The following is an 18,265-nucleotide window of genomic DNA, read 5'->3' as shown; positions in this document are numbered from 1 at the left end:
CCGCGTCTCCAGTTCATCGGCAGTAAATTTTCCTGCCCGCTTCGTCAAAGTCGCGGTATAGGCCTGACATGCAAATCCATCCGCTTATCGAAACCAGTGCAGCACTCGCCGAATTTGTCGACCTCATCAAGGGCAGCGATTTCATCGCCGTCGACACCGAGTTCATGCGCGAAAACACCTTCTGGCCCGAACTCTGCCTGATCCAGGTCGCCGACAGCGACCATGCCGCCGCGATCGATCCGATGGCGCCGGGAATGGACCTGCAGCCCCTGCTCGACCTGATGGTCGACAATGAGGACATATTGAAGGTCTTCCACGCGGGCGGGCAGGATGTCGAAATCATCTTCAACCTGACCGGCAAGACCCCGCACCCGATCTTCGATACGCAGATCGGCCAGATGGCGCTGGGCCAAGCCGAACAGGTCGGCTATTCGAACCTGGTCGAGGCGTGGATCGGCCTGCAACTCGACAAGGGCGCGCGCTTCACCGACTGGAGCCGCCGCCCGCTCGACAAGCGCCAGATCGACTATGCGATCGGCGATGTGACGCACCTCGCGAAAATCTTTCCGATGATGCTCAAGAAGCTGGTCAAGACCGGCCGCGGCCACTGGCTCGACGAGGAGATGGAAAAGCTCGCCGACCCCGCCAACTACACCCTCGATCCCGAAAAGGCATGGCAGCGGATCAAGGTGCCGACGCGCAAGCCCGAGGTGCTGGGTCGACTGAAGTCGCTCGCGGCGTGGCGCGAGCGCGAGGCGCGGAACAAGAACCTGCCACGCGGCCGCATCGTCAAGGACGAGACGCTCGCCGACCTTGCCGCGCATCCGCCCAAGGCGCAGGAGGGCCTTGGCAGTGTGCGCGGGCTGTCGGCGACGTGGAAGTCGAACGATATCGGCGGCCGGCTGATGGACGCGATCGCCGCCGCGAAACCGCTGGCGAAAGAGGACATGCCCGACCGCGCCGCGCGCGGACCAGGGCTTGGCAAGGAGGGCGCGCTCGTCGCCGACCTGCTGAAGCTCCTCCTCAAGATTCGCGCGCGCGAACTCAACGTCGCCGCGCGGCTGATCGCGCGCAGCGACGAACTGGAAGCGCTCGCCGCGAACGAACGCAGCGACGACATCCCGATGATGCAGGGCTGGCGCTACGACGTCTTCGGCCATGCCGCGCTCGACCTGGTCGAGGGGCGGATGGGGTTCGCCGTCAAGAACGGCAAGCTGGTGATGAGCGAAATCGACACTGCGACCGCGAGCGAGGTCTAAAGCAGAACCAGTTCCGGTTTCGCGTCCAGCGCCTGTGCGAGAAGGCGCAGCCGACGCTCGACCGACTCACCTGCAAGATGGTGCCATCCGGCATCGAGGCACAGCCTGAGCTTGCCGTCGACAAGTGCAATCCCGCTCGCCTTCAATGGCGCCTCGACCCCGCCGGTGAGCCGCTGCGCGAGACGGATCGCAAGCCCCCATTGTCGTGCGCGCGCGAGCCGGTCGGGGCTGACGAGCGCCCCCATCGCGGGAAATTCGGCGTCGGCGCCGCCGAAGCCCGCATAAAGCGCGCGCGCCAGCAGGACGCGGCCCGGAATGTCGATGCTGCGCCAATTGCCGTGGAGCCCGATCTCGGCCCCGCGCTCGGCGCGGAAATCGGGGTTCGCCGACCAGGCAACGTCGCTGAGCAGGCTCGCGGCAAGGCGGACGCGGCTGTCCTGCGGCGCCTCCCCGGCGAACAGCGGCGCGATCCAGTCGGCGATCGCGCGGCCGTGCGGCGCGAAGCGGGCGAGACGGCGTCCTTCGAATTCTGCCGCTACGATCAACGGATCCTGCGCGCGCGTCTCCGCGTCGAGAGCCTGATAGAGCAAGCCCTCGCGAAGCCCCGACGACGACACGGTCATCTCGGGGACGTCGAGAATGTTGACGAGCGCCGCGAGCAACGCCGCGGCATCCGGCAGCGCGGCGGCGCGGTTCGAGGCCATGCCGGGGATCGCGCGCAATTGCTCGAACGTCAGCCGCCGGGTCGCGCGAATCAGTCGCCGGATAGCGGTGCGCGGGAAGGTGTGCTGGTCGAGCACGGCAAGCGGATCCTTGGTCAGTTCAAGGTCGAGACGCGAAAGTGCGCGCCACGACCCCCCGACGAGGTAGAGCGGCAAGCCGGAGAGCCCCTCGCGCGGCCAGTCGGCAGCCTTCAGCATCTTGCGGACCGCGCGCTCGAACCCGGCTTCGCCATCCTTGCGGAGCGCAGGCAAGCGCAACACCCCGAGCGGGAAGGAGGCACGCCGCCCCACCTTGCCGTCGGCAACTTCGGCGAGCTCAAGACTGCCGCCGCCAAGGTCGACCGCGATCCCGCGCGCGTCCGGGATCGCCGAAAGCACGCCATAGCCCGCCGCCTCGGCCTCCTCTTCGCCCGACAGCAGGCGGATATTCAGTCCCGCTTCGGCGGCAGCCGCAATGAACGCCGGACCGTTCGCGGCATCGCGGACCGCCGCTGTCGCCACGCATTGCAGGTCTTTGACCTCCATATGCCTGGCAAGCAGTGCATAGCGGCGCAGCGCGACAAGGCCGCGCTCGGCATCCTCGGCGGCGATGCGGCCGTCGGTCGACAGTCCGCGGCCAAGGCCCGCCGCGACCTTCTCGTTGAAGATCACCGCGGGCGCGCGTGCGGGGCCTTCATAGACGACGATACGGACCGAGTTGGATCCGATGTCGATCACCGCGGAGCGGTGGACGGCCTGTCTGGAAGTGCGTGCCTGCCCCAAAACCGATCACGCCTCGCGCATGGGAAAGTCGAGCGTCGGGACGTCATGACGCTTGTGAAGCGCCGTGCCCCGGCCCGAGAGCGACGGGTTGTTCATGAAATAATGATGGAGGTTGAAGGGCTTGTCTCCGGGTACCAAGCGCCGGTACGTGCCATCGGGTTGCAGCACCCAGCTCTGTTCATTGTCGATCAGATTCGCGACGAGCACCTGATCCAATATCTGGTCGTGAACGGTCGGATTCTCGATCGGGATCATATATTCGACGCGGCGGTCGAAGTTTCTCGGCATCCAGTCGGCGCTGGAAATATAGAGCTTCGCGCCGCTGTGCGGCAGGTGCGCGCCGTTCGCGAACGCCCAGATGCGGCTGTGTTCGAGGAAGCGGCCGACGATCGACTTGACCCGGATCGTTTCGGATAGCCCACGGACACCGGGACGCAGGCAGCAGATGCCGCGCACGATCAGTTCGATCGGCACTCCGGCCGCGCTCGCCTCATAGAGCTTGTCGATGATATCGGGGTCGACGAGGCTGTTCATCTTCGCCCACAGACCCGACGGGCGGCCGTCTTTCGCCGCCGCGATCTCGGTATCGATGAGTTCGCTCAGGTGCGCCCGCATGTTGAGCGGTGACATCGTCACCATCTCCAGCCGCTCGGGTTCGACATAGCCGGTGATGTAGTTGAACAGCTGCGCCGCGTCGCGCCCCGCGCGCGGATCGGCGGTGAAGAAGCTCAAATCGGTGTAGATGCGCGCGGTGACCGGATGGTAATTGCCGGTGCCGAAGTGGCAGTAGGTGCGATACCCCGGCCCTTCGCGGCGCACGACCATCGAGATTTTCGCGTGCGTCTTCCACTCGATGAAGCCGTACACGACCTGCACCCCCGCGCGTTCGAGCTGGTTCGCCCAGAGAAGATTCTGCTCCTCGTCGAAGCGCGCCTTGAGTTCGACGACCGCCGTCACCGACTTGCCCGCCTCGGCCGCCTCGATCAGCGCGCGGATGACCGGCGACTGGTTGCCAGCGCGATAGAGCGTCTGCTTGATCGCGACGACGTCGGGATCGGCAGCGGCCTGGCGCAGGAAGGAGAGCACGACGTCGAAGCTCTCATAGGGATGGTGGACGAGAATGTCCTTGCTTCGGATCGCGGCGAAGCAATCGCCGCCATGTTCGCGGATGCGTTCGGGGAAACGCGCCGAATAGGCGGGGAATTTCAGGTCGGGGCGATCGACGTCGACCAGTGCCGACAGCGCGGCGAGCCCGACGAAGCCGCCGATCTTGGCGACGATCGCCTCATGCCCCTGGATGTCGGCGTTGAGAACGGCGGCGAGATCGGCCGGCATGTCGGCCTCGAGCTCGAGCAGGATCACGCGGCCGCGGCGACGGCGGCGGATCGCCGTGCGGAACAGGCGCACCAGATCCTCGGCCTCCTCCTCGATTTCGATGTCGCTGTCGCGGATGATGCGGAAGACGCCGATCGCGCGGATCGAGAAGCCCGGAAAGACGAGGTCGCCGAAAATCTCGATCAGATATTCGATCGGAACGAAACCGCCCGGCTCGCCCGGTACCGGGACAAAGCGCGCCAATGAGGCGGGGATCATCACCAGCTCGCGCACCGTGTCGCCGGTGGCCTTGCGCTGAAGATCGAAGATCACGCCGACGCCGCGGTTCGGGATGAAGGGAAACGGATGCGCAGGGTCGAGCACCTGCGGGGTGAGGATCGGGAATATCTGGTCGAGGAAATATTGGCGGAGCGCGCGGCGCAGCTTTTCGACGTCGGAGCCGGCGCCGTGGACGACGATTCCCTGTTCGGCGAGCAGCCGGTGCAACTGCTGCCACTCGCTCTGCTGCTGGTCGACGAGGCGGTTCACCTCGGCCTCGATCTCGGCGAGCTGCTGTCCCGGCGAGCGGCCGTCGGCCGAGGGATCGTCGATCCCCTGGAGCTGCTGGCCCTTCAGGCCTGCGACGCGGACCATGAAGAATTCGTCGAGGTTGCTGCCCGAAATCGACAGGAAGCGAAGCCGTTCGAGCAACGGATGCGCCGGGTTGCGCGCCTCCTCCATCACCCGCCGGTTGAAGGCGAGCCACGACAGTTCGCGATTGAAGAAGCGCGCGGGGCCGAGCGAGGGTTGCGCCGTATCGGCGTCATTGTCGGCGCGAAGGGGATTGCCGCCTATCGACATTTCGGTGCGTCCTGCCTTTCGAGGAGATCGGGATCGATCAGCCCCTGTGACAGTAATGTTTCACGCGTAAGACGAACGCTAACGCCGCGTCCCTTTTCGAGCGACGCCGCATCAAGCGCAGCGACGACGCGATGGATCATGGCATAGCTGCGTTCCATCCGCGGCACGATATAGGAAGCGACCCCGGGCGCCAACGCCATCCCGCGCTGCGCGAACAGCGCCTCGATCAGGTCGCGCGCCAAGCAGTCATCGGGCTCGCCGATCGCGAGCACCGGGACCGCGCGGAGCCGCGACGCCAGGTCGGGCAGCCCGATCCCCCATTCGGACGGCGGCGCATCGGCGATGATGAGCAGCGGGGTGCCCGACGATTGCGCGGCATTCCATGCGTGGAAAATCTCTTCCTCGGACACGCTATCATGCCCGTCGATCACGCGCCCGCCGGTTTCGCGCGCGAAGATCCGACCCATCAGGCTGCGCCCCGAACCGCGCGGGCCGGTGAGCACGGCGGAGCGCACCGGCCAGGTCGCGACATGGCGGAGGTATCGCACCGCATCGGCATTGCTCGCGCCGACGATCAGCGGACCGTCGTTCGAACCGCCGGAGCTCCAGTCGAGCGGCAGCGCGAATTGTCCCGGACGCGCCGACATCAGCGACTGATCCTGAGCTGGCCGCCGCCTTCCTGGACATTGAAACCGCGCGCCGCGAGCGCCGCCTTCAGCGCCGCGAGGTCGCCGCGGAAGGTCACGCGCATCACCGACATGCCGCCGAGCGCGAGGCTGGTGGTCGAGGCCGACTGCACGCCCGCGACGCCCGCAACCGCGCGCTCGGTCGCCGATACCGAGTCAACATCGGGCGAGTTGTACTGGACCGTGAAGCTCTGGAGGCCCGCCGCCGGGGTCGCCGTCGTCGCGCTGCCGTCGGTTTCGACCGGCAAGGCTTCGTCGGCCGCCGTCTCCTCGGGCAGGTCTTCCTTTTCGACAGGTTTTTCGAGCACGAGATAGGTGTCGGTGCGCAGCACACCCTCCGCAAGCGCGGCGGTGTAGATCGAATCCATCCGCGCCACCGCCTTCTGCATCATGTCGGGAAGCGCCGCGGGGCTCGGGCCCGTCATGGTGAACGTACCGATCAGCTTGTTGTCGGGGCCGAAACGCGCCGCGAAATAGCCTTTGATCGGGCCGCCGGGATAACTGTACTCGACCCGCGCGATCGGGATCAGCACGTCGGCGGCGCCATATTGGTCGAGGATCACGCGCCACCAGACGCGGCTGCGGCGGCCGGTTTGCCCCGCGTTTAGTAGCAGGGTATCTGCGCCGGTGCCCGCGGTGCGTACATAGTCGATCGCGCTCTGCCCGGTGTTATATTCGGCCCAGGCGCGCTGCCAGGCACTGCGCTGTTCGAACACCTGCTGGATGCCGTCGATCGAATAGACGGGGATGACGAGCAGCGGCGGCGAGCGAAGTGTGCGGCCGCTCACGCCCAGGATCTGCCCTGCGCGGACGCGGTCGAACTGGACGCCGAGTTTCGCGACATAGCGGCGCGGGCCGATCTGTTCCTCCTCGACGACGATCGCGGTCACGATGCCGTCGAGAACCGAATCGCCGAGCGCCGGTCCGTCCGAACCGTTGATCCGCTTGTAGAGTTGCGCCCAGCCCTTGCGCTGCGCCTCGCGCCAGCCCTTTTCACGGGCGTCGTCGGCATTGTCGCCGATTACGTCGACCGCGATCCCGCTCGCCAGAAAGTCGCCGCTGCTGTTGATCGGGGTGATGCCGCGGTCGCCGCGGCTGATCTGCCCCTCGACGATACCCGCGAGCATAATCGCGCAGAGCAGGCCGAAAAGCGCCAGCCAGCGCCAGTCACGCGGTGCGAGCGAGCGGAGCGAGAAGCCGGATGCGGTACGGGGGAAAGCGGCGGCAGTCATATCTTCTCTGGTCTTTGCCCCGAAGTGCGATGCCCGACAAGGAAATCATGGCAATTGTCGGCCGGAAGCGTTAGGCGCGCTGGCCATGGATTCCAAGCAGAACAAACCCGCCAGCTACACTTATGCGGAGGCCGGCGTCTCGATCGAGACCGGCAATGCGCTGGTCCGCGCCATCGCCCCGCTCGCCCGGGCGACGCGCCGCCCCGGCGCCGACGCGGACCTTGGCGGGTTCGGCGGTTTCTTCGACTTGAAGGCGGCGGGGTTCAACGATCCGCTGCTCGTCGCGGCGAACGACGGGGTCGGCACCAAGCTCAAGCTCGCAATCGAATCGGGCAAGCACGACGGCGTCGGGATCGACCTTGTCGCCATGTGCGCCAACGACCTGATCGTGCAGGGCGCCGAGCCGCTGTTTTTCCTCGACTATTATGCGACGGGCAAGCTCGACAACGCGGTCGCGACCGACGTCGTCGCAAGCATCGCCGAAGGGTGCAAACAGGCGGGCTGCGCGCTGATCGGCGGCGAGACCGCCGAAATGCCGGGCATGTATGCGGACGGCGACTATGATCTCGCCGGTTTCTGCGTCGGCGCGGTCGAGCGCGACCAGGTGCTGACAGCCGACAAGGTCGCATCGGGCGACGTGATCCTCGGCCTTGCCTCGTCGGGGGTCCATTCGAACGGCTTCTCGCTCGTGCGCCGCCTTGCTGCCGACAAGGGCTGGAAGCTCGACCGCCCCGCCCTGTTCGACCAGAATATCCGCCTGATCGACGCCCTGATGGCGCCGACGCGCATTTATGTGAAAAGCCTGCTCCCGCTCGTGAAGACCGGCCAGATCCACGCGCTCGCGCACATCACCGGCGGCGGTTTGCTCGAAAATATCCCGCGTATCCTGCCGAAAACGCTGCACGCGCATGTCGATGCCGACGCGTGGGAGCAGCCGCGACTGATGGCGTTCCTGCAGGCGCAGGGGAATATCGAGCCCGAGGAAATGGCGCGGACCTTCAATTGCGGGATCGGCATGGCGGTCGTCGTCGCCGAGGGTGATGTCGCCGCCGTGACAGCTGCCCTTGAGGCCGCGGGCGAAACGGTGTTCCGCATCGGGCACATCGCGGGGGGCGAGAAGGGCTGCACCGTGAGCGGCGGACCCGAGACATGGAGCGCGCGCGCCGCGTGGAGCGCCACGCATAATGGCTAAGGCGCGCGTCGCCGTTCTGATCTCCGGCGCCGGCACCAATATGGCGGCGCTGCTCTACGCCGCGAAGGCCGCCGACTGCCCCTATGAACTGGTGCTCGTCGCCAGCAACAATCCCGATGCGCCAGGCCTTGCGATCGCCGCGGCCGAGGGTGTTCCGACGTGGAGCCTCAGCCACAAGGGCATCAATCGCGATGCGTTCGACGCGCTGGTCGACGAGCAATTGCGCGAAGCGGGTGCCGAGTTCGTCGCGCTCGCGGGCTATATGCGTATCCTGAGCGACGATTTCGTCGCGCGCTGGGCGGGCAGGATGATCAATATCCACCCGAGCCTGCTTCCCAAATATAAGGGGCTGAACACCCACAGCCAAGCGATCGACGCGGGCGACAAATTCGGCGGATGCAGCGTCCATATCGTGACGCCGGGTGTCGACGAAGGCCCCGTGCTGGCGCAAACGCCCGTCGCGATCGTTGCGGGCGACACCGCGGGAACCCTGGCGGAGCGCGTGCGCTTTGCCGAGCATCAGCTATATCCCGCCACTCTCGCCGCGTTTGTGGGGCGCGAACGCTCGCCCGACTGGCTGCTCGGCCGCGTGCGCGAGCTTGCGATGGCGCTGCCCGAGGTCGACGAGGTGACATCGCACGGCATGCCCTGTTTCGGGATCGTGAAGGGCAAGAAGTTTGCCTATTTCACGCAGGACCATCATGGCGACGGCAAGACCGCGCTGCTGGTCAAGATCAGCGGCGCCGACGAACAGGCGCAACTCATCGAGATGGACGCAGACCGCTATTACCGCCCCGCCTATTTCGGTGACGGGTGGGTCGGCATCCGCCTCGACCTCGGCGACACCGACTGGGATGCGATCGGCGAATGGCTGCGCAAGAGCTGGCTGGCGATCGCGCCGAAGAAGCTCGCGGGGCTGATGGGCGTGGCCGACGAATTCTGATGAAAAAGGCCGCCGGATCGCTCCGGCGGCCTCTTCGGTTCGACTCTACCGAATGGCTTAGCCGACAATCTCTTCGGGCTTGAAGAAATAGGCGATCTCGATCGCGGCATTTTCTTCGCTGTCCGAACCGTGCACGGTGTTCGCCTCGATGCTCTCGGCGAGTTCCTTGCGGATCGTGCCGGGCTCGGCGTTGGCGGGGTTGGTCGCGCCCATGATGTCGCGGTTGCGCTGCATCGCGTTTTCGCCTTCGAGAACCTGCACGACGACAGGGCCCGAAGTCATGAATTCGACGAGTTCGCCGAAGAAGGGGCGATCCTTGTGGACCGCGTAAAAGCCCTCGGCCTGTTCGCGGGTCATGTGGATGCGCTTCGACGCGACGACGCGGAGGCCGGCGTCTTCCAGCATCTTGGTGACGGCGCCGGTGATGTTGCGGCGCGTCGCGTCGGGCTTGATGATCGAAAAGGTGCGGGTGACCGCCATGGGAAAGCTCCTGCGTTGGTATTTTCTGCGATGCGCGCGCCTCTAGCCGCGCTTTTGCTGCACCGCAAGGTCGCCGGCATCCAAATGCGCTGCGAAATGGCAGGAGCTCATGCTAATATTGCCAAGAGAGGGGACCATTGCATGACGGACCGGCTTGACGGAATGACGCGCCGTACCTTTGCGGGCTCGGCATTGGCAGCATCTATCGCACTGACGGGCGGAGCAAAAGCGGCGGAAGCCGCGCTGCGGCCCACCGCGTTCGGGGACCTCGGCCCCTTCTATCCTGTCGAACGACTCGCCGAGGACGATGCCGACCTGACGTGGGTCAAAGGACGTCGTTCGCGTGCGCTCGGCGAGGTCATCGAAGTCAGCGGACGCGTGCTCGACCGGCATGGCAATCCGGTGCGGGGCGCGACACTGGAGATATGGCAGGCCAATTCGGTCGGCCGCTATGCCCATCCTAACGATATTGCGACGGCACCGCTCGATCCGAATTTCCAGGGCTACGCCCAGATCAGGACGGGCGCGAGCGGCGAATGGCGGATCGTCACGGTCAAACCCGCCGCCTATGACTCGCCGATCGGCCGGCGGACGCCGCACATTCATTTCGACGTCCATGGCAAGAGCCAGCGGCTCGTCACCCAAATGTATTTTTCGGACGATGCGGCGACCAACGCCTCCGACATGCTCTACAAAGGGCTCGGCGACGGGGCGGACACCGCGTTGGCGAAACTCGATACGCCGGCGAAATATCGCTGGGACGTCGTGCTCATGGACGGTTAGGGCCCTTCGGACCAGCGCCCGCGCTCATCCTGTTTCCAGAATCGATTGTCGACATCGTCGCGCGCCGCGAGCGCGCGCCAGGTTGCGCGCGCATCGTCGATGCGGCTGTTGTCGAAGAGCAGGAAGGCGCGCTCGAACGCCAGCGCTTCTTCGCGCCATTCGCCGTCGGCGAGCGCGACATGCGTCGCCTGGTTGGGGGGCGACGCCTCGAGCGTTCCGGCCAGCAGGATCGGCTCGATCGCCTCATCGGGCGAGCCCGCATTGCCATGCGGCAGAAAACTCGCGGGCTGGAGCGTCCACAACGCCTCGTCGATGGCCTGCCGCTGCATCGCCGAGGCGGCGACCACCAGCAGGCGGTCGCCATTCCCCAAGATTCGCGTCGCGATTGCCGGCAGCACCCGTTCGACGGGGTCGCGGATCAGCCGGTAGAAATCGACGCGGGGCATCAGGAATATCTCTCCACCGTCATTGCGAGGAGCGAAGCGACGCGGCAATCCAGAGTGTGCGGTAACCGCTCTGGATTGGTTGGCCTACGGCCGCCTTCGGCCCGCTCCGCTCGCAATGGCGGGTTGAAGAGCATCAAGACTCGTGGTTGTCGGCGATGTAACGGTCGAGCAGGCGGACGCCATAACCCGTCGCGCCCTTGGCCCATACCGGACCGTCCTTGTCACCCCACGCCATGCCCGCGATGTCGAGATGCGCCCAGGCGACGCCCTCGTTCACATAGCGCTTCAGGAACTGCGCGGCAGTGATCGATCCGCCTTCGCGCGGGCCGATATTCTTCATGTCGGCGATCGGGCTGTCGATCAGCTTGTCATAGGCGGGCGAGAGCGGGAAGCGCCACAGCTTGTTGCCGCTGGCATCGCCCGCTTCGAGCAGTTTCGCCGCCAGTTCGTCGTCGTTGGCGAACATCCCCGCATATTCGTGTCCGAGCGAGATCACCATCGCGCCGGTCAGCGTGGCAAGATCGACGATGACCTTCGGATTATAGGCTTTCTGCGCCCAGGTGATCGCGTCGCAGAGAACCAGGCGCCCCTCGGCGTCGGTGTTGAGCACTTCGACCGTCTGGCCCGACATGGTGGTAACGACGTCGCCAGGGCGCATCGCATTGCCGTCGGGCATATTTTCGACGAGGCCGACGACGCCGACGACATTCGCCTTTGCCTTGCGGCCCGCAATCGCCTTCATCGCGCCCGCGACGGCGCCCGCGCCACCCATGTCCCACTTCATCATATCCATGCCCGGCCCGGGCTTCAGGCTGATGCCCCCGGTGTCGAAGGTGACGCCCTTGCCGATGAACACGACAGGGGCTTCGCCCGGCGTCCCGCCGTTCCAGCGCATCGCGAGCAGCCGCGGCGGGCGCGTCGAGCCCTGCGCGACGCCCAGCAGCGCGCCCATGCCCAGCGCCTTCATCTGGCGCTCGTCGAGCACTTCGAGTTCGACACCGAGTTCGGCGAGATGCTGGCACCGTTCGACGAAGCTTTCGGGATAGAGGATGTTCGGCGGCTCGGCGACGAGCGTCTGGGTCAGCGCGACACCGTCGGCAACCGCCGAATAGCTGCCCCAGCGCGCCGACAGGTCACCCGCCGGCGAGGCGATCACGATCGTCTTGAGGCTGGGCCTCGCGGTGTCCGAAAGCCGGGTGCGATAGGTATCGAGCCGCCAGTCGCGCAGCCGTGCGCCCATCGCGAAGGCAAGGACATCGTCCTCGTCGCTCTGCCCCGCGCTGGCGAAATCGACATGCACGGCCGTGACGCCGCTGGTCTGCAGCCGCGCGGTCAGCGCGGCGCCGCCGCGTTCGAGGTCGTGCGTGGTGCCGTCGCCGATCCCGACGAGCAGCAGGCGCCGCGCCTGATCGCCGTCGATCGCTGCGGTTTCGGCGATCGCGCCCGCCGCGCCCTCGAAGCGCGCCTGCGCCGCGGCGGCGCCGAGCAGCGCACCGAGCTTTGCGGCCTCGCCCTTGCGGACGGGGAAAGCGACGACGTCGGCGGACGCATCGATTTGCGCGACAAACTGGATGTCCATGCGGTAACTTTCTTATGCGATGATTGATTGGAACGTGCCGGACCGATAGGGGTTTCGCTTGCGAGTTGCAAAAACAAAGCTGCCGGTCCAAGGCCGGGCAGCGACCATATAGGGTCTGGGACAAAGGGATTAAATGGGCTGGACTTTGTTCCATCGGGGGTCGCGCGCGCAATCGCTGTGGTTCGTCACGGCCAGCACTGCCGCGCTCATGGCATGCCCTGTGGCCGCGCAGCAGACGGTCGAACCACCCCCGGTCGCCCAACCCGACCTGCACGACCGCACCGTCCCCGCCGCCGCAGCCGACGCCCCGGCACCCGCGACCGAGGACCAGGTCGGCTTCGCCGCCGACGCCCTCAACTACGACAATGAGACCGACATCGTCATCGCCGAGGGCAATGTCCAGATGAACCGCGACGCGATCGAGATGCGCGCGGACAAGGTGACGTGGAACCGCCAGACCGGCGAGGTCGTCGCCGAGGGCAATGTCGCGGTCAAGAATCCCGAGGGCGACACCGCCTATGGCGATCGCATCGTCCTGACCGACACGCTGCGCGATGGCGTCGTCGAAAATATGCTCGTCGTGCTCGACAATGGCTCGCGCCTCGCGGCGATGAAGGGCACACGTTTCGACAACGGCAATATCGAGCTGGAGAACGCCGCCTACACTCCCTGCCCCGTCGAGGATGACTCGGGATGCCCGAAGAATCCGAGCTGGCAGATCCGCGCCGTGCGCGTCACCTATGACCGCGCAAAAAACAAGGTGAAATACAAGGGCGCCCGGGTCGAGATTTTCGGCCTGCCGCTGATCCCGCTCCCCGGCCTCAGCCATCCGGCGAACCAGGAGGCGGGCAGCGGGCTGCTGGTGCCTGAAATCCGCCTCGACCGGACGAACGGGTTCGAGATCGCGGTTCCTTACTATCTCCGCCTCGCGCCCGATCGCGACATCACGATCACGCCGCATATCTACACCAGCGCGGCACCGATGATCGAGGGCGAGTTCCGCGCGCTGACCGACGTCGGCTCATTCCGCCTCAACGGCTTTGCAACGCATAGTGCGGCGGTTCCGGTCTCGGGGCCGACGACCGACCGCAATCGCCAGTTCCGCGGCTATTTCGAAAGCGCGGGCAAATTCCAGTTCGACCCGCGCTGGAGCCTGTCCTTTTCGGGCCGCGTCACGACCGACCGCACCTTCATGCGCCGCTATGACATCAGCCGCGACGACCGGCTGCGCTCGACCTTCGAGCTCGAACGGATCGGCGGGCAGAGCTATCTCTCGATCGCGGGCTGGGCGACGCAGACGTTGCGCCGCAACGACAGCCAGGGGCAGCAGCCGGTCGCGCTGCCGATCATCGACTATCGCCAACGCTTCGCCGATCCGCTGCTCGGCGGACAGGTCGAGCTGCAGCTCAACACATTGGCGATCGGGCGCACGTCGGGGCAGGACACGCAGCGCGCCTTCGCAGGGGCGCGTTGGGATCTGCGCGGGCTCACCGGCCTCGGGCAGGAAGTCACCGTCACCGCGCTGGTGCGCGGCGACGTCTATCACAGCGACGAGAATCTGCTGACCGCGATCCCCGGTTATCGCGGCAAGTCGGGGTGGCAGGGCCGCGGCATCGCGGCGGTCGCGGCCGATATGCGCTGGCCCTTCATCGGCGAATTTGCCGGCGGTACGCAGACGCTGACCCCGCGCGTCCAGATCGTCGCGACGCCGCCGATCAAGAATCTGGACATTCCGAACGAGGATGCCCGCGCCTTCGACCTCGAAGACAGCAACCTGTTCGCGATCAACCGCTTCAACGGCTATGACCGGTTCGAGGACGGCGCGCGCATCACCTATGGCGTGGAATGGAATTACAGCCGGCCGAGCTTCACGATCAACAGCATGATCGGACAGAGCTATCGCCTGTCCGACAAGCCCAGCCTGTTCCCCGACGGCACCGGACTCACCGACCGCACCTCGGACATCGTCGGACGCACGACGATCGCTTACAAGAGCTTCCTGCGGCTGACGCATCGCTTCCGCCTCGACAAGGATAATTTCGCGATCCGCCGCAACGAATTCGACGCGACGATCGGCGGCCGCTCGACCTATGCCGTGCTCGGCTATTCGCGGCTCAACCGCGACATCCTGCTGCTCGGCGAGGATCTGCAGGACCGCGAGGAGGCCCGCGTCGGCGGCCGCGTCGGCTTCGCGAAGAACTGGTCGGTATTCGGATCGGCGATTGTCGACCTCACCAGCCGCAGCGACGACCCGCTGGCGCAGGCCGACGGCTTCGAACCGATCCGCCACCGCCTCGGCGTCGCCTATGACGATGACTGCCTGTCGATCGCCCTCACTTGGCGTCGCGACTATATCGACACCGGCGACGCAAAGCGCGGCAACAGTTTCTCGTTCCGGATCGCATTCCGGAACTTAGGGTTCTGAGCGTCAGGTAGCGACCGAAATAAGCCGTCGCCCCCGCGCAGGCGGGGGCCGCTGTCGGTTTACGCGGCCGCGCAGGAATAGGCGGCTAGCGGCCCCCGCCTGCGCGGGGGCGACGCTGTTTGATACGTCCGCTGCCCGCACCAAACGGATAGCTGATGCCAGCGCTTGCGGAAAGATCAGTTCTGGCTGGTGCCGACCGTCGCGACGACGGGCTTCGGCGCGATCGCCTCGGCCGCGACGACGCGCTTTTCGCTGCCCGCCGCGATCGCCTTTTCAAGCGCGGCGACCTGCGGGCAATTCGCCTTGCACACGCGTTTCGCATCGGCGAGCTTTTCGCGCGCGAGTTCGAGCGCGCCCTTGTCGGCGAGCGCCTCGCCCTGCCCGGTCAGCGCGACGACGTCATTGGGTTCGAGAAGCAGCGCCTCGCGGTAGAAACCGATCGCCTTCCCCGGCAGGCCCTGTGCCCGTGCGACCTGTGCCAGCGCAACGATCGCCGACCGGTTGCGCGGATCGGCGGCGAGCGCCGATTCATAGAAATCGACCGCCGCCGTCAGATCGCCCTTCGCCTGCGCCTCAGCCCCCTGATGCTGGAGCTGGGTCGAGCGGGTCAGGATGTCGTTGTCGGCACGCTGCGCGTCCGAGGCCACGGGCATACTGGCAAGGACGAGGCCGGCACCGATAGCCAGGAAACTGACGCGCATCGCATTCTCCCATTTCGTCATTTCGGGGGATGCTAACATGGCCGTGTCAGCCGCGCGAGAAAAAATCCGTCGCATCCGTCGTGCGCCGGAGTTAGCAGAAAACCGTGCCCTGCGGCGCGCCCGATGCCTTCGGGCAGATAGCCGCTGTCAGCCGTCCAGTCGGGATGCCGGTTCAAAAACTCGTCCACCTGGACCCGCCCCTCGCGCGCGATGATCGAGCAGACAGCATAAAGAAGTTTGCCGCCCGGCGCCACCAGATCGGCGCCGATGTCGATCAGCTTGGCCTGATCGGCGAGATGCCGGTCGAGCCGCGAGGGGGTGAGCCGCCAGCGGAGTTCGGGGCTGCGCCGCCACGTCCCGCTGCCCGAGCAGGGGGCGTCGACAAACACGCGGTCGGCGCGCCGTTGCCAGTCGGCGAGCATCTCCGATTCCTGGTCGGGGTTCAACAATCGTGTCTCGATGCGCGTCGCGCCCGCGCGCTCGGCGCGCGGTGAGAGCTGCTGCAGCCGCGCACGGTTGGTGTCGCAGGCAAGGATTTCGGCGTCGCCATCGGTCAGCGAAGCGATGGCGAGCGTCTTGCCGCCGCCCCCCGCGCAAAGATCGACGATCGCCTGCCCCGGCGATGCATCGAGCGCGGCCGAGGCATATTGGCTGGCGGCGTCCTGCACCTCGAACGCGCCGTCGGTGTAGGCGGGATGCTGGGCCGCCGCGGTTTCGGGCGGCAGGCGCCAGCCGTCGGGCGCGCCCGGGATCGCCTCGCCTTCTGCGAAGAGCCTCGCGAGGTCCGCTACCGTCGCCTTGAGGCGGTTGGCGCGCAGGTCGAGCGAGGCACGGGCAAGCATCGCACTGCCCTCGTCCATCCCCACCAGCGGGTCGAAGAGATCGACCAGCGCCTGCGCGGCCAGCCCTGTCTCGGCGCGCGGCTCGTCCTCCGCGATCGGCGCGGGACCGTAGGGCGATCCGTCGAACGAGCCCGCCATATCGGGGTCGGCGTCGGCGAGCGCAAGCATCGCCGCGCGGCCCGATACGGGCGCCGAGCGCACCAAGCGGATCGCGTCATAGACATGCGCCCGGATCGCGCGGCGATCCTTCGACCCCGCGTAGCGGCGCGCGCGCATCGCTTCTGCGAAAATGGCATCGGCGGGCGCTCCGCCCTCACGTGCCGCGGCGGCGATGGCGTCGAGAATTTCGATCGCGGTCTGGATGCGGGCGGCAGGGGTCACTGCTTCAACCTTCCCCCGTCATGTTATCCAACCGGATAATTCGGCGCCTCACGGGTGATCGCGACGTCGTGGACATGGCTTTCGCGCAGGCCCGCATTGGTGATGCGCACGAACTTCGCGCGCTCGCGCAGATCCTTTAGCGTCCGGCTGCCGGTATAGCCCATCGCTGCCTTCACGCCGCCGACGAGCTGGTGGATCACGTCCTTCGCCGGGCCCTTGAACGGCACCTGTCCCTCGATGCCCTCGGGAACCAGCTTCATCTGATCCTTGATGTCCTGCTGGAAATAGCGGTCGGCACTGCCGCGCGCCATCGCGCCGACGCTGCCCATGCCGCGGTAGCTTTTGTAGGTGCGGCCCTGGAAGAGGAAGGTTTCGCCCGGCGCCTCGGCCGTCCCCGCGAGGAGCGAGCCGACCATGACGCTCGACGCGCCTGCAGCGAGCGCCTTGGCGATGTCGCCCGACGTGCGGAGGCCGCCATCGGCGATCACCGGGACGCCCAGCTTCGACGCCGCCTCGACGCTGTCGAGGATCGCGGTGAGCTGCGGCACGCCGACGCCCGCGACGACGCGCGTGGTGCAGATCGAGCCGGGGCCGATCCCGACCTTTACGCCGTCGGCCCCGCAGTCGATCAAAGCCTTGGTCGCATCGCCGGTGGCGACGTTGCCCGCGAGCACCTGCACGCGGTTCGACAATTTCTTGATCCGTTCGACGGTGGCGCCGACGCCCTTGCTATGGCCATGCGCGGTGTCGACGACGATCAGGTCGCACTCGGCATCGAGGAGTGCCTCGGCGCGTTCGATCCCGCTGTCGCCGGTGTTTGTCGCCGCCGCGACGCGCAGGCGGCCGCTGCCGTCCTTGGTCGCGTCGGGGAAGTTCACCGCCTTTTCCATATCCTTGACGGTGATCAGCCCGATGCAATGATAGTCGTCATCGACCACCAGCAGCTTTTCGATGCGGCGCTGGTGGAGCAGCTTGCGTGCCTCGTCCTGCCCGACGCCCGGACGCACGGTCGCGAGATTGTCGGCGGTCATCAGCTCGCGGACGGGCTGGCCGGGATTGTCGGCGAAGCGGACGTCGCGATGCGTCAGGATGCCGACGAGCTTGCCGCCGGGTTCGACCACCGGAATGCCGGAGATCTTGTGCTGGTCCATCAGCGCGGTCGCATAGGAGAGCGGCGCGTCGGGAGTGATGGTGATCGGGTTGACGATCATCCCGCTTTCGAAGCGCTTGACCTGCCGCACCGCCGCCGCCTGTTCCTCGATCGTGAGGTTACGGTGGAGCACGCCGATGCCGCCGATCTGCGCCATCAGGATCGCCATGTCGGCCTCGGTCACCGTATCCATCGCCGACGAGAGGATCGGAATGTTGAGCGAAATGTCGCTGGTGAGCTGGGTCTGGAGATTGGCATCCGACGGCAGAATGTCCGACGCGCCGGGCACCAGCAACACGTCGTCGAAGGTCAGGCCGGTGATGATTTCCATGGATGCCACTTTCTCATGCGGGCGGCGCCTGCCCGCAGGGTTCGGGGCGGCACTCGCGACTCGTTTGGTGGCGGCCCATGTAACCAGTCGGAGCCAAGCGCGCCAGTGGGGGAAGCACGATTATTTCCCGCGGCGGGGCCGGACAGGAGGATCGGAGGGATGCTGAATGACGAGAG

15 protein-coding genes are annotated in these 18,265 nt (G+C 66.4%); 5 read left to right on the top strand and 10 right to left on the bottom strand.

All coding sequences use genetic code 11. The features are described 5' to 3' along the window. The first annotated feature begins 68 nt into the window (after nt 1–68). Nucleotides 69–1,259: a ribonuclease D gene (gene rnd / locus QOL79_RS03130; protein WP_283418588.1), complete on the top strand. Its 1,191-nt coding sequence runs from the start codon at nt 69–71 to the stop codon at nt 1,257–1,259. On the opposite strand, the gene QOL79_RS03125 is transcribed toward rnd, so the two are convergent. The 4 genes from QOL79_RS03125 to QOL79_RS03110 are packed head-to-tail and all read right to left on the bottom strand — an operon-like array spanning nt 1,256 to nt 6,836. Then, entirely contained in the window at nt 1,256–2,698 is a 1,443-nt protein-coding gene (locus tag QOL79_RS03125; protein ID WP_283418587.1) for a Ppx/GppA family phosphatase, read from the bottom strand. The genes rnd and QOL79_RS03125 overlap by 4 nt on opposite strands. 51 nt (nt 2,699–2,749) lie before the next feature. After that, a complete protein-coding gene (locus tag QOL79_RS03120; protein ID WP_058454442.1) occupies nt 2,750–4,918 on the bottom strand; it encodes an RNA degradosome polyphosphate kinase in 2,169 nt (722 codons plus the stop codon). Further along, entirely contained in the window at nt 4,909–5,565 is a 657-nt protein-coding gene (locus tag QOL79_RS03115) for an HdaA/DnaA family protein (protein ID WP_282946949.1), read from the bottom strand. Before QOL79_RS03115 ends, QOL79_RS03120 begins: the two co-directional genes overlap by 10 nt. Continuing rightward, nucleotides 5,565–6,836 carry a heavy-metal-associated domain-containing protein gene (locus QOL79_RS03110; RefSeq protein ID WP_283418586.1) on the bottom strand — a complete coding sequence of 424 codons (1,272 nt, stop codon included), beginning with the start codon at nt 6,834–6,836 and terminating at the stop codon, nt 5,565–5,567. The genes QOL79_RS03115 and QOL79_RS03110 overlap by 1 nt, the downstream gene beginning before the upstream one ends. A gap of 85 nt (nt 6,837–6,921) precedes the next feature. On the opposite strand from QOL79_RS03110, the gene purM reads away from it, so the two are divergent. Then, on the top strand, nt 6,922–8,028 hold the full coding sequence (purM, locus tag QOL79_RS03105) for a phosphoribosylformylglycinamidine cyclo-ligase (protein WP_283418585.1): 1,107 nt from the start codon (nt 6,922–6,924) through the stop codon (nt 8,026–8,028). Then, nucleotides 8,021–8,971: a phosphoribosylglycinamide formyltransferase gene (gene purN / locus QOL79_RS03100; protein WP_283418584.1), complete on the top strand. Its 951-nt coding sequence runs from the start codon at nt 8,021–8,023 to the stop codon at nt 8,969–8,971. The genes purM and purN overlap by 8 nt, the downstream gene beginning before the upstream one ends. A gap of 57 nt (nt 8,972–9,028) precedes the next feature. On the opposite strand, the gene ndk is transcribed toward purN, so the two are convergent. After that, complete coding sequence (gene ndk, locus QOL79_RS03095) at nt 9,029–9,451, bottom strand: nucleoside-diphosphate kinase (RefSeq protein ID WP_282946942.1); 423 nt, start codon at nt 9,449–9,451, stop codon at nt 9,029–9,031. A 141-nt stretch (nt 9,452–9,592) separates the two neighbouring features. Here ndk and QOL79_RS03090 point away from each other — a divergent pair, with 141 nt between their 5' ends. Then, on the top strand, nt 9,593–10,234 hold the full coding sequence (locus tag QOL79_RS03090) for a dioxygenase family protein (RefSeq protein ID WP_282946940.1): 642 nt from the start codon (nt 9,593–9,595) through the stop codon (nt 10,232–10,234). On the opposite strand, the gene QOL79_RS03085 is transcribed toward QOL79_RS03090, so the two are convergent. Together QOL79_RS03085 and QOL79_RS03080 are read right to left on the bottom strand one after the other, a co-directional pair. Next, nucleotides 10,231–10,680 carry a DNA polymerase III subunit chi gene (locus QOL79_RS03085; RefSeq protein WP_058454449.1) on the bottom strand — a complete coding sequence of 150 codons (450 nt, stop codon included), beginning with the start codon at nt 10,678–10,680 and terminating at the stop codon, nt 10,231–10,233. The genes QOL79_RS03090 and QOL79_RS03085 overlap by 4 nt on opposite strands. A 133-nt stretch (nt 10,681–10,813) precedes the next feature. Then, nucleotides 10,814–12,259 carry a leucyl aminopeptidase gene (locus QOL79_RS03080; RefSeq protein ID WP_283418583.1) on the bottom strand — a complete coding sequence of 482 codons (1,446 nt, stop codon included), beginning with the start codon at nt 12,257–12,259 and terminating at the stop codon, nt 10,814–10,816. A gap of 208 nt (nt 12,260–12,467) precedes the next feature. Between QOL79_RS03080 and QOL79_RS03075 the strand changes: the two genes are divergently transcribed. Then, nucleotides 12,468–14,684, top strand: a complete 2,217-nt coding sequence (locus QOL79_RS03075; RefSeq protein WP_502957474.1) for an LPS-assembly protein LptD — start codon at nt 12,468–12,470, stop codon at nt 14,682–14,684. A 176-nt stretch (nt 14,685–14,860) separates the two neighbouring features. Here the strand turns inward: QOL79_RS03075 and QOL79_RS03070 are convergent, their stop codons facing one another. Genes QOL79_RS03070 through guaB form a run of 3 tightly spaced genes read right to left on the bottom strand, consistent with a single transcriptional unit; the run spans nt 14,861 to nt 18,089 of the window. Beyond that, nucleotides 14,861–15,385 carry a hypothetical protein gene (locus tag QOL79_RS03070; RefSeq protein WP_283418581.1) on the bottom strand — a complete coding sequence of 175 codons (525 nt, stop codon included), beginning with the start codon at nt 15,383–15,385 and terminating at the stop codon, nt 14,861–14,863. Nucleotides 15,386–15,417: 32 nt separating this feature from the next. Beyond that, on the bottom strand, nt 15,418–16,608 hold the full coding sequence (locus QOL79_RS03065; RefSeq protein ID WP_283418580.1) for an RsmB/NOP family class I SAM-dependent RNA methyltransferase: 1,191 nt from the start codon (nt 16,606–16,608) through the stop codon (nt 15,418–15,420). A gap of 23 nt (nt 16,609–16,631) precedes the next feature. After that, entirely contained in the window at nt 16,632–18,089 is a 1,458-nt protein-coding gene (gene guaB / locus QOL79_RS03060; protein WP_058454453.1) for an IMP dehydrogenase, read from the bottom strand. Between the last annotated feature and the right edge of the window lie 176 nt (nt 18,090–18,265).

The sequence above is a fragment of the Sphingopyxis sp. Geo48 genome (assembly GCF_949769155.1).
Classification (GTDB): domain Bacteria; phylum Pseudomonadota; class Alphaproteobacteria; order Sphingomonadales; family Sphingomonadaceae; genus Sphingopyxis.
The sequence above is the reverse complement of the archived record's forward strand: the minus strand, read 5'-3'. Positions and strand labels throughout refer to the sequence as shown.

Coding starts and splice junctions, on each gene's coding strand:
- rnd (WP_283418588.1), top strand. CDS start 69: ATGCAAATCCATCCGCTTATCGAAACCAGTGCAGCACTCGCCGAATTT.
- QOL79_RS03120 (WP_058454442.1), bottom strand. CDS start 4,918: ATGTCGATAGGCGGCAATCCCCTTCGCGCCGACAATGACGCCGATACG.
- QOL79_RS03115 (WP_282946949.1), bottom strand. CDS start 5,565: ATGTCGGCGCGTCCGGGACAATTCGCGCTGCCGCTCGACTGGAGCTCC.
- QOL79_RS03110 (WP_283418586.1), bottom strand. CDS start 6,836: ATGACTGCCGCCGCTTTCCCCCGTACCGCATCCGGCTTCTCGCTCCGC.
- purM (WP_283418585.1), top strand. CDS start 6,922: ATGGATTCCAAGCAGAACAAACCCGCCAGCTACACTTATGCGGAGGCC.
- purN (WP_283418584.1), top strand. CDS start 8,021: ATGGCTAAGGCGCGCGTCGCCGTTCTGATCTCCGGCGCCGGCACCAAT.
- ndk (WP_282946942.1), bottom strand. CDS start 9,451: ATGGCGGTCACCCGCACCTTTTCGATCATCAAGCCCGACGCGACGCGC.
- QOL79_RS03090 (WP_282946940.1), top strand. CDS start 9,593: ATGACGGACCGGCTTGACGGAATGACGCGCCGTACCTTTGCGGGCTCG.
- QOL79_RS03085 (WP_058454449.1), bottom strand. CDS start 10,680: ATGCCCCGCGTCGATTTCTACCGGCTGATCCGCGACCCCGTCGAACGG.
- QOL79_RS03080 (WP_283418583.1), bottom strand. CDS start 12,259: ATGGACATCCAGTTTGTCGCGCAAATCGATGCGTCCGCCGACGTCGTC.
- QOL79_RS03075 (WP_502957474.1), top strand. CDS start 12,468: ATGGCATGCCCTGTGGCCGCGCAGCAGACGGTCGAACCACCCCCGGTC.
- QOL79_RS03070 (WP_283418581.1), bottom strand. CDS start 15,385: ATGCGCGTCAGTTTCCTGGCTATCGGTGCCGGCCTCGTCCTTGCCAGT.
- guaB (WP_058454453.1), bottom strand. CDS start 18,089: ATGGAAATCATCACCGGCCTGACCTTCGACGACGTGTTGCTGGTGCCC.